The sequence below is a fragment of the Flammeovirga kamogawensis genome (assembly GCF_018736065.1).
GTDB lineage: Bacteria > Bacteroidota > Bacteroidia > Cytophagales > Flammeovirgaceae > Flammeovirga > Flammeovirga kamogawensis.
The window spans coordinates 2,494,742-2,506,846 of the sequence record NZ_CP076128.1; the positions used below are offsets into that span (position 1 = coordinate 2,494,742).

The window sequence follows — 12,105 nt, forward strand, 5'->3', positions numbered from 1 at the left end:
TATGTATATGTCAATCTCTGTTCATCTGAGACTCAAAATCGTAGTTTTAGTTTTCATAAATTACCTGTAAGTATATCTAAATATACTTACAGGATAATTTAAAATTAGATGAATAATAAGTGCTTGTTCTTTAGTTCTTGTTATACAAGAAGGTTGATTTTTTAGGAAAGAAAATACTCTCTTTCTTAAAATACCTTAGTTATTCATAGTTCATTTTCATACTTAATAGACAGTTACAATTCTAAGGTAAAATTGGATTTATAGCGTACCACAGTAGTATAAATGCGTACCACCTTATAAAATGACGCTAGAACAAGCATAAAAACAGGAAAGAAACACCTTTTACAGTTCTTCTTCCCTATCTATAATTTTATTATTTTTTAAGAATTTTCTTCACATAGATCTGATCTCCTGTACTTACTTTTAATAAATACAACCCAGACTTCAATTGGATATTATCTACAGTAAAACTGTGTCTACCTTTAAGAAGGTTTTCTGTGATTGGCTCCATTACTTCTTGTCCATTTAGGTTAATCATTTGCAGTACTACATTAGTATCAGAAAGTAGTTTTAAAGAAACTGTAAATTTATTCTGAATTTCTGTAGGATAAATTAGTAACTCACTTGCTAAGTCTAAAGTAGTAGTTGTTGTTCTTCCGTTACTAGACTCAGGGTTTGAATTATACCATACTCCATCCATGTACCAACCTTCAGAAGATCTTGTTAAATCTCCTGTTTGATTACCATTTCCATCATGGAATAATACATTTGCTGAAGATACATTTTCGATAGTGTAAGAATACCATCCATTCCCATCTGCAACCATTGCAACACCAGGCCAAGCTGATGAACTTCCATCCGATGCATTCCAGTAATGCATTTTAGGAGTAGACCACGTAGTTTTTAAATGAATAGTTAAACCATCTACCGGAAGTACTACAGGTTCTTGATCGTACCAAACACCCTCTTTGTACCAACCATTTTTATCTCTGCTCATATCTGCCGTCTGACCATTTGTGCCATGGAACAAGATATTACTCGATGTTACATTTTCAGGGAATTGGAATTTATACCATCCATTTTCCATTGACATGCTTACACCCGGCCATGTAGAACTTGCAAAAGCACCTGTTGGTTCAGCACTCCAATGATGGATATACTCGTAACCTTGTGTATAAACTGTAAATCCACCTTGCACTTCTTCTACCACAAAACTTGCACTCACAACTGCCGATGCATTTAATGTGTCATCTTGTGCAAACGCTTTAATCGTCATGCTTTCTGTTACAGTTAACGCTACAGATGTTTGTGCACTTGCAGAAGAAACCGTAGGCGTAGAACCATCCAATGTATAATAAATAGTTGGTGTACTGTCTTTATCATCAGAAGCAGATAATGTTACCGTACCCGAACCTGAGAATGTTGCTCCATTTGGAGAAATAGTAATTGATGGAGCTACTGTATCTGGTGTTGGTGTAGGGTTTGGAATCCATCCGTTATCATACCAAACATCTCCGGCAACACCCATTTCGTCTCCCGTTATTTTTGTAGCACCACAAAGTAAAATCAGGTTAGTTGATGTAGCACCTTCAATAGTGTACTCGTAAAAACCAGGATAATCAGAAGAAACCATCATTGCTTTACCTGGCCATGCAGTAGCATCTACTCCATCGTTCGCCCAAAAATAAATAGATGGGTTTGTACAATCTGTTTTAAAATATACAGTCATTCCTTCTACATCAGGAATTACAGGAATTGTATAAGAAGTTGTCACTTCGTTTGATGTTCCTGCGTTGTTTACTGCTACTGCTTTTAATGTAATTACATCTCCTTCAGCTCCTGTAAATGTAACTGTACTTGTATAAAGTGTACTTGATGTTGTAGGAGCACTTCCGTCTAACGTATAATAAATTACACCATTTTGTGTAGCAGACAATGTAGCTGTATTATTTGCTGTTGATAATGATAATACTGGTGGAGTTTGAGGTTCTGGTTCACAATCTGGACATGTACTATGCCAAGTTGTTCCATCATACCAACCGTTTGATGACCTAGACAAATCATCTGATTTACTTCCTCCGTTATCACTAAATAATAAGTTAACAGATTCTGTAGCCTCAAATACATATTTAAACCATCCATTACCAATATCTTCCATTACTGGACCAGGCCATGCACTTGGCGTTAATGCTCCAACAGGTACTTCAGACCAATAATGTACATTTGCGGCACTCCAATTAGATGGTTTCTTAAAGTAAACTTCTAAACCTTCTACTTCTCCAATTCTATACGATAGTGTAGTTACATCAGAAAGATTTCCATCTGTATCTTTTGCCATCGCTTTAATATCCATATCTTCAGTTACAGCAATCTGAGAAGAATACACCGCACTGTTTTGTGTTGGCAAACTACCATCTGTAGTATAATAAACAGTGTAAGGTCCACCTGCTCCTAAAGTTGCAGAAAGAGAAACATTTACTGGATTATCATAACGTTTTGGCTCTGGAGATGCTGTTACAAATGGTTTACTTGGTCCGCCTTCTCCTGCTTGGAAGAAACCAACACCATTACCACCAATCATACCAGGACCATTTAATACATAAATTGATGCAGAAGCAGACTCAACTGTTGTTGTTAAAGTTCCGTTTGTTACGGCATATTCTTTACCTGTTACAGCATCTCTATACGTACCGTTTGTTAAACCCGAAAAGTTAAAAGTTGCAGCACCATCTTTTGCTAATCCTACTGCTACTTCGCTGTTACCATGTTTACGAACATAACCAACTCCGTTACCACTTGTAGAACCATCCCAACGCCATTCTCCTTTTTGTAAAGCAGGAACAGCAGATCTAATGGCATTTAACTTTTTAATATGCTGATAGATCTTATGACTTGGCGCTTGGTCCATTACATCACCATAATACGCTCTACCAGTTTCGTTAATCGACTTTTTAATTCCTTGAGCATCATGAATATCAGCAAAAGCACCCGACATAAAACGCATTTCTGTTCCATAATATACAATTGGAATACCTCTCCAAGTAAACATGAAATTTAAACATGCAGCAAGGTTTTCGTCTGTTCCTCCGTAACGTTTATTCCAATCGTTGTTTGGCCCAAAATCATGGTTATCTAACCACAATAAGTTAGTAGAAGGATCAGCATATAAATGATCGTAACGATCTGCTGCTTTTACACCCGAAAAGCTTTCTCCATATTCAAATGGGCCATGAAAACTTGCCTCAGCGTAAAAATCAAGTACTGCCATTCCCGATGGTTCTGATGCATTAGTTGCTCCTCTCCAAGTATACCAGTGCGGGTTAATTGCTTCTTCTTGATGTAATTCATGACGTTTTTGTGCCACTTCACCAAAAATAAATAAGTCTGGGTTGATTGCCTTAAATGCATCTAAGAAGTATAAAACATCTTCTTTACTCATATGTTTGATGGTATCCCAACGGAAAGCATCAACACCCATATTAATAAAAGTAGCATAAGCATTTACTAAATACTCTCTAACTTCTGGGCTTGCAGTATTTAAATCTGGTGTATCTCCTGCTAAAGCTCTATTGTATAAGTTTTCTGTATCGTCCCACCCTTGAGCAAAACCATTTCCACTTTGGTGGTACCAATCTGCATCTGTAGTGTTTACATAAGAAATTGTACTTGGCCAATTATATAAGGCTAAATCCTCATTATAAGGTGCTGGCAATGCAGGTATATTCGCTCTACTCCAAATTAAACCATCATCTGGGTTAGGTGTTAAACCATCGTATTCCCAATTTGGATTAGGCTGTAACGGATTACCGTCTTTATCCTGTCCCCAAACTGATGCAGTATCTGTATTGTACTTAATTTCGGCATGTCCTTTTATACCAAAACGACCTGCGTGATTAGTGACAACATCCAAAACAATTTTCATATCACGAGCATGGCACTCATCAATTAAATCTTGAAAAGTTGCCCCTGGTGATTCTAAACGAGGATCTACTTTTGTGAAATCATACGCATGGTAACCATGGTAATCTAAAGGACTCCAGTTTTGTACAATTGGCGTAATCCATATTGCTGTAAAACCTAAGTCTTTGATGTAGTCAAGCTTTTCGATTAACCCCTTAAAATCACCTTTCCAAGTGACATCATTTGGATCTGTAATAGCTGGGTTAACCTCTGGATCTGGATTATAAGACGACCATTCATTTGGTACATTATTTCCTGGATCACCATCAAAGAAACGAGTGGTCATTAAGAAATAGATTGATTCTTCTCTAAAATCTACTTGTGCAAAAAGATTGGAAGACGAGAGTACCAAAAAGGTAATCCACCCTAACAGTAATTTAGTAATTTTCATTTTCATACTTTAATTGAGTACTAGTTGTAATGTTTTGAAGTAAAGGATGATGTTAGTCGTTTAGAGTACGGTGACACAAGAATAGAGAATTCCTTATTTATTGTCGTTCCAACACTTAATTAATAGGTAAACACAAGTAATGGCACGGGTAAGTTTATAAGGCGCTACCTATAAAACAGTAAACATTAGATTGGTCTTAATTAGGTGTACAATGAAACTTTTTCGGAAATCATCATGCTAGGAGTATCGTTTTACTAAGTATAATCATCTAAAAAAGTACACTATGAAAAATCTATTTACTACTATTATTAGTTTTATTCTTATTGCTATTTTAGCCGCTTCTTGTAATAGTAATCAAGACGATGCTCTTTCTACACCAGACCAAAGTCCTGTAGAAGTAAAAGACTTTGCTTTATATTCTTTTGAAGACATTATTAATAGTGGTTTACTTCAAATAGAAAAAGATGAAAAAGGAAATACGGTTGTAAAAATTAATCTTCACTCTCCTGCTACTGAAGATTTATCGGTAGTTGTAAACTCAGGCGAGTTTGGAGAGGCGAATCCTTCTACTTTAATCACTTTAAATAGTATTACAACAGGGGAATCTACATCAGCATCTATAGTGAGTAGTTTTGATAATGGAAGTGCCATTAGCTACGAAGAACTATTAGCATTAGATGCTCATATCATTGTTCAAAATTCAATAAGCCCTATCCACTTTACACAATTAGGGGATGCTCAATTTATTGATAACCAAAAAAGAGAATATGCACTTTCTGGTTCTTTAGAAGGAAATATAAAATTTTTACCAAAAGAAAATGGTATAATGCTTACAGTTGTTCAGTTAAATAAACCTGCTGAGTCAGCAATGAACCCTAGAATTATAAGTGGTTCTGCTTTGGAAGCAAAAGAATCAGAAATTTTAAGTAATCTTCAACCAATTTTAGAAGGTACAACTGTGTCATATACTAATATTGACCAGTTTGCTACACCTTCAGCTATTAAAAATGGGTATTTAAATATTTCTAATAGCAATAAAGAGGTAGTAAGTAAAACAGATATTGGAGGAAATACTTTAACAGGAAATTCAATTAGTTATACACTAATTCATGATAATAACGCTGATATAGTAGGAACATTTACTTTAGAAGAAAGAGAAAATGGTTTTTCTTTAGCTTCTGTAGAAATGACAGGAAAACACACTACAGATCAGGATCTTGATGTTACATTAAGAACTCAAAACTTTGCTACTGGGCAAGGTACAGTTGTAGATTCGTTATTTAAATATAGATACGAAAATGGCATTCAATATAAAGATGTGAGGTATATTAAAAACAATACAGATCAAGAAATCTCTTATACTGAATTACTAAATAATCAATATAATGTTTTTATGGCAACTAGCTCTCACTATTGGGCTAAAGTTGATATTGGAACAGCTGCAAAGACAGTCCAAACAACTGTGATTCAATTAAATGACATTTCAAATGGTTATTCTTTTGGTACTGTAACATTAACAGAAAGAATTGATAAAACAACAGTTGCTGTAGTAAAGTTATATACTAACTCTTCTGTTGGTACAAAAACTTTAAACCTTGATTTATATACTACTAATAATGTAAAACTTGGTGAGCTGTATGCTGAAGGTGGAATGGTAAAAGTATCATCAACTATTTCTGAAACTAGTCAGCTAAATATTTTATCTAATGTTGACGGTATAGGATTAAACTATGCTAGTTTAAATACAGAAAAATTTCATGTAAAAATTACTGATAGATACGATAGTAATAAGATTTACGCAACTGGTAAAAGGTAATTTTAATATCTAAATATTTAAAGACAGGTTCCCCTCATTCGAGAGTAGCCTGTCTTTTTTATTACTATTGTACTTATTTGAAATATTCAGTGATATGAAACACTCCCTATAATTGTATAGATTATTTAATTCCACCAAAAGCACCAAAGCACATATTTTTATGTAAGATTTCCGTTTTTCTAAAACCTACTTTTTTCATCAATTCTAATTGATAGGTCATAGATCTTGGAGAATCTTCTTTATCGATATACGCCAAAACTTTTTGCCTGTACTCCTTCCCACCTATATTTTCTAAATAATCACCATAGCGTTCCCAAGTAAATTTATTGACATCATCTATTTCTTGCGTTATTAAATCTGAGATCATTAAACAGCCTCCTGGTTTTAATAATTGATATAATTTTTGGAATGTAGTTTCCCAATCTTTATTGTCTCTTAAATGGTGTAATACTGCACCTGCCAAAATTATATCAAAACTATTTTCGTTTAAATTTACCTCTCGAATATCTCCTTGAATAGTTTCTACATTGTTATTCGTTTCAGCAGAAACTCTTTCCTCTGCTTTATCTAACATTGGTTTACTTAAATCTACTAAAGTACTATTAAGGTTTGGGATTTTAGTTAACATCTTTAAGCTGTAGTTACCTGCACCGCAACCTACATCTAATACATTTTTAGCATTTGGTACAACTCTTTTGGCTGTTTCTGTTAATAGTTCAAGTGATATTTCTGCATCAATTGTGGCAACCTGTCCTGTTTCTAAATTTGAGAAACGTTCGACATCATTATCAAAGCGTTCTTTAATTTCTGTAACTGTTGATTTGTTCATTTTTACATTGTTTTAATTGTATGTTTCAAATGTATGATGCTTTATTTGACTTTAAAAAGACTTAATTTGTCATCCAATAATACCTTTAAAGTATAGTTATGGAAATAAGACATTTGAAATATTTTTTAGCTGTAGCTGAAGAACTCAACTTTACAAAAGCTGCCAACAAGCTTTTTATTTCTCAACCTCCTTTAAGTAGGCAAATAAAAGAACTTGAAAATGAACTTGGTGCGAAGTTGTTTGAAAGGAATAACAAAAAAGTAGTCTTAACAGAGGCTGGGAAATATTTTAAAGAAGAGGTTATAAATCAATTACAAAACTTGGAATCTGTAGTTTTAAAAACAAAAAAGATTTCAGAAAATGTAAATGGTGAGTACCGAATTGGCTATATAAGTTCCACATTCTCCGACAAAATTGCCCAACTAATAAAATTTCTAATGGGGCAATATCCATTTTTAAAAATCAAGCTGTATGAAGTCTCAACTTCAAAACAAATTGCAGCTTTAGAACAAAATAAATTGGATTTAGGAATTATTAGAGCTCCTTTAGTCTCTACAAAAATCACTTCTAAACTGTGGTTTAAAGATCACTATTCTTTTGTTTACAATAGTACATTAATTGGTAATGTTACTGACTTATCTGATGTGAAAGATAAGGTGTTTGTGTTTTTTAATAAAGATTATGCTCCTATATATTATAATACCCTTGTTGAAATCTGTTCTCAATATGGATTTATTCCTAATATTGTTCATGAATCAAATAACATCAATTCTATAATTCAATTAGTAAAAAATGGATTAGGTGTTTCTATTGTACCATCAAGCTTAAAAAATAGCCATACATCACCTGAATTATCATTTTTAGGTTTAAATAATAATTTTTCAACAGATGTTTTAATCGCTACACCTAAAAATGGAGAGACACAAATTACTAACTCAGCAGTTTCTTTTTTATTAGATTGATAATTGAATTCTAGAACTTTTTCTCTAAGATTAACCAAAAATACTTAAGAAGTAGTAATTGATATAGCCTTGCAACGTATTGATGAAATTACTTCAATAAAAAGTGCATTTGAATTACCAATTTAGGTTTAAAAAAAATAATCTTTTAAAGAGAAAACTTTAACTCTAACACCAACTGCCTTGGTCTTAAATAGAAAAAAGTTTGGTTACTTTGGTAAGCATTCGTATTTGTTTGAGTGTAAGATTGATGGTTTAAAAGATTTTGAGCAATAAATTTTATTTTTATTTTCTTATTAAATTTATATTGATAGGATAGATCCATATAAAGAAATTGATCATCAACAAAAGTATGATTGATCCATTTGTTATTCCATTTCAATAAATGTTTCTTTTTTGAAAACTGAAGTTCACCACCTATAATTTCTTGAGACCAATTCACTTTATTCATCTCTTGATAAGTATTTTCCGAATTATATCTTGTATAGAAAGTTGATAATACTAAACCCTTAATAATAGGGAAATCTATTATTCCTTCATATTGAATAAAGTTATTTTTATTTCTATTATCATCTCCATTCAAAATGACATTTTCTTCACTTTCCCCTACTTCTACACCTCCTTTAATTGTCGTTCTTAAGGCTAAAATAAACCAATCAATGTTTCCTTCCAGTTTTTGACTTATCCCTTGGTTATTCTCATAATCCAAAGTCTTCATCAAAGTGACTCCCTCATTATTTACTTCATAAGCTGAAATCCAATCTTTATTAGTGGTATTGTATTCATAACTGGAGTAAAAATTCATTGAAGCCATTGGGATTTCATAAGACAATTCATTTCTAAAAGTCTGAAGTTTCGTTTGAAGAATTGGTAATTCTTGTTGGTTGGCTGCGTTGTAATTATTAATAATTATCCCACTATACATCTGAGGAAGTTCCAAAAAATTTGTATTGTAAGAATAATGTCCTGACCATTTCACTCCTGCTAAATTATAAGTTATATAAGCATTAGGTTCGAATATTAACTGATGGATTACGCTTTCAGAAATTTGAAATTGATCTTGTAAAATCCTTGTCTGGTAAGACACATTTGGTATAACTGAAAGCAATAACCTCTTATGTTTATATTGAATTGAAGGTGACACTTTAGGTATAATTGCATGATAATATAAATCATTTTGATAATTAAGACCTGAACCTTCTTTATCAGTAAATACGTCTGAGGTCAAAGATTTAAAACTATAATTAAAACTGAATTTTGTATCTAATGTGATATTTTTCCACTTCTTTATAATACTCGTCCCTATAAACGTTTTTAAATGTCTCTGATAAGTTTGTTGCTCTACTTTCTGCAAAGAATCTATCATTGAATTAATCAAAGGTCCTCCTGTAAAGTGAAGTTGTTCAGGTGTATTGGTATACTCTAAATAAGCATTCAACTTATAATATATATTTCCTAGCTTTATAATTTTACTCAATTTATTACCAATATTATAAAACAATCGCTTTGTATTCTGTGGTATGTATTCCTCATTCTGATAAAAACTTGAAACTTCTTCATTTTCTAAAAACTTAAAATGAAAAACATTTTTAAAATAATTTTCATCAGCATTGTGTTCATACGTTAATTTTGTTTTTATATACTTCTTATTAAAAGTAGATTGTTGAAGGTTCTTAATGGCAATTGTATCCTTCGGAACAAAATAAAAAGTATTAGAAGCTAGTTCTTGAAAACGTTTATCATAATAAGCATCTATATTTACTTTTAGGTCTCCCTTTCCAAAACCTGTAATATAGTTGGTTGTCAAAGTATGAGTTTGATGGTCATTATATTCACTCTTTTTGAAGAGATTGTTTTCCATTGGTTGTTTGCCTAATAAAAAAGAGGGGGCGCTTTCTATCAAACCAAATTCCAAATAATCAAACAAATTAATAGCATTAAAAGCTGACAATTCGTCTTTTCCAGAGTTTGTTGAAGAAATCACATTTATAGTCTGATGTTTTTTATTGAAAACCATAGGTGTCACTTTGCCATACCAAATATTAGGTACTCCTACTCCTATTTCAGCATTTCCTGTGACACTTACCCCTTCCTTTAGTACAATATTTATTGCAGGATCTACAGAATGTACTACCTCATTCAACATTTTTACAGGTTGGTGATTTTTCAGAACTTCGACAGAGGCTACAGCATTTTTCGGCAAATTCTTAGAAGTAATGGCATATTGAGCTCCCATTAGGTCTTTCCCTTCTACATAAAACCTATTAATTGCCTTTCCTTGATATTGGATTTTACCATCTTCACTGACTTCTATTCCAGGCATACGTTTTAAGACATCTTCAATAGATTCATCTCCTTCTTTTGAAAACGATGCTACATTATAATTTAATGTATCTCCTTCTTCAGTAATTGGTCTAGTTTTTACTTCTAACTCTTTTAAATATTTATCAGAATGAATCAATTGAAAACGAAGAAAGTTTTCATCTACCAGTATTCTTTTAGAAGATAATTCATACCCAAGTGACCTCGCTACTACTTTTACACTATCTTGATGTACTTTTAATGAGATTTTAAAACTTCCATCACTACTTGATATCCCAAATCCTAAAATAATTTCTTTATCTATCTGATAAGCAATTATTGAGGCTCCATTTATTGGCTTATTAGCCACATTGGTTATCTCTCCTTGAATAATAGATTGGCCAATTAAAATAGATGTATTAAAAAGAAGTAGTATAGTTAATAAGTATTTCATGTATGTTGTTAGAGAGTTTTAAAAAGTAATTACTTTTTATAGTTCTTTTTTTGGATCGTAAAATTTAAAAAAGAGGTTGTCGTAAAGAGAGTATTTCAATTTTAATTTTTTAATATTTTCAGGAGATGTATCTTCTAATTTTGGTAAACTTGAAGACTTTAAAAAAGGGTTTACTTTTTCAATATCATAACCTAATTCTAATTGTTGTCTTTTCTTTTTCATATTTTTGAAGGCCTTCTTGAACCCAACTGATTCAAAAAGTTCTCTACCTGTCACTTTATCTTTCAGCATTATTGTTTTGTCTTCAATCATTTCACCTATACTAAAAGAATGTATATTATTTTTATCATTCAATAAAACTATCAACCCAGGGAGACCTCCAAACAAATAAGGACCATCAGAAACTGGTACCTCAGGAGTAAACCATGCTTCAATTTCATAATTCCCATAAATTGTTGTTGCCAGAAAGCAATTGTATCCTTTTATTATTTTTGATTGATCAGTGATAGTCCAATTTAACTCTCCATAATTTTCTGTAAAAGTACAATTGGCGATATACCCTAAGTTATAGATATATGTAGCTTCTTTAGTTGTATAATCTTTCATAACAGAAAAATTATTGGCATCAGGTTCTTGTAAATCTTTTGTATTTGTAGCTAATATTGAAAATACAGAACTATTCCCATTCAGGTTTCTATTCTCAAAATCATCACTTAAAGCTTTAGATAATAAAAAGTAAGTATAATTATCAAAAATAGAGAAATCATCATTACAAATTAATAAGAATTTATCTTGAAACTTAGTAGTATCTTGATTAAAAGGTTGATATTGATAAGTATAAAAACATTTAAATGTTGAGTAGCCTTTTTCTGTAATCTGTGCTTTTAGTGTAAAAATTGGTAGAAATAATAAGAATATTAGTTTTAATAATTTCATAAATTAAAAAAGTTAAGGTAATTGAAAATCAATTCCACTTGAAGATAAACTCAAATAATGATTCCATTGATTATCTGATATAATTCCACTTTGCAAATAATACCACATTCTAGAGTCAAAAGACATATTTCTGATTCATCTATAGGAAATCGTTGCTAAAAAACGTAAAACCATAAAGGGTAGAAAGGAGAAAAATTTAAGAACTAACTTATTAATGATAATTAATTATTGTATTTTCTCTAGTTTATAAAACTTGAAAAGAAGTAAATGCACTAACTTGAGTTGATATTTCATTACCATTTAATCCTCCTTTATCTAAAATAATCCCTTTATTAAAATTTTGAATAGATTGATACTCAGAATATTTTTCATTTAAGCTTAAAATAAACTCTCCTTCTATTCTACTTGTATCATTTTGCCAAGGTTGAAATGAATGAGTATAATAACAAAGGAGTTTTG

Annotated in this window: 6 protein-coding genes; 2 read left to right on the forward strand and 4 right to left on the reverse strand. The window is 31.7% G+C overall.

Annotated elements, in window-relative coordinates; genetic code table 11:
* Positions 1 to 373: 373 nt before the first annotated feature.
* A complete protein-coding gene (locus tag KM029_RS09920; RefSeq protein WP_158631020.1) occupies positions 374 to 4,351 on the reverse strand; it encodes a starch-binding protein in 3,978 nt (1,325 codons plus the stop codon).
* Between the two features lie 283 nt (positions 4,352 to 4,634).
* On the opposite strand from KM029_RS09920, the gene KM029_RS09925 reads away from it, so the two are divergent.
* Positions 4,635 to 6,167: a hypothetical protein gene (locus KM029_RS09925; protein ID WP_144073145.1), complete on the forward strand. Its 1,533-nt coding sequence runs from the start codon at positions 4,635 to 4,637 to the stop codon at positions 6,165 to 6,167.
* 121 nt (positions 6,168 to 6,288) lie between these two features.
* Here KM029_RS09925 and KM029_RS09930 read toward each other — a convergent pair whose 3' ends face one another.
* A complete protein-coding gene (locus KM029_RS09930; RefSeq protein WP_144073146.1) occupies positions 6,289 to 6,996 on the reverse strand; it encodes a class I SAM-dependent methyltransferase in 708 nt (235 codons plus the stop codon).
* A 98-nt stretch (positions 6,997 to 7,094) separates the two neighbouring features.
* Between KM029_RS09930 and KM029_RS09935 the strand changes: the two genes are divergently transcribed.
* Positions 7,095 to 7,958 (forward strand): LysR family transcriptional regulator, encoded by an 864-nt coding sequence (locus KM029_RS09935; protein ID WP_144073147.1) that lies wholly within the window; start codon positions 7,095 to 7,097, stop codon positions 7,956 to 7,958.
* Positions 7,959 to 8,103: 145 nt separating this feature from the next.
* Here KM029_RS09935 and KM029_RS09940 read toward each other — a convergent pair whose 3' ends face one another.
* Both KM029_RS09940 and KM029_RS09945 read right to left on the reverse strand, forming a co-directional pair.
* Positions 8,104 to 10,710, reverse strand: coding sequence for a hypothetical protein (locus KM029_RS09940; RefSeq protein WP_144073148.1), 2,607 nt, complete (start codon positions 10,708 to 10,710; stop codon positions 8,104 to 8,106).
* A gap of 36 nt (positions 10,711 to 10,746) precedes the next feature.
* Complete coding sequence (locus KM029_RS09945) at positions 10,747 to 11,646, reverse strand: GLPGLI family protein (RefSeq protein WP_144073149.1); 900 nt, start codon at positions 11,644 to 11,646, stop codon at positions 10,747 to 10,749.
* Positions 11,647 to 12,105 lie beyond the last annotated feature (459 nt).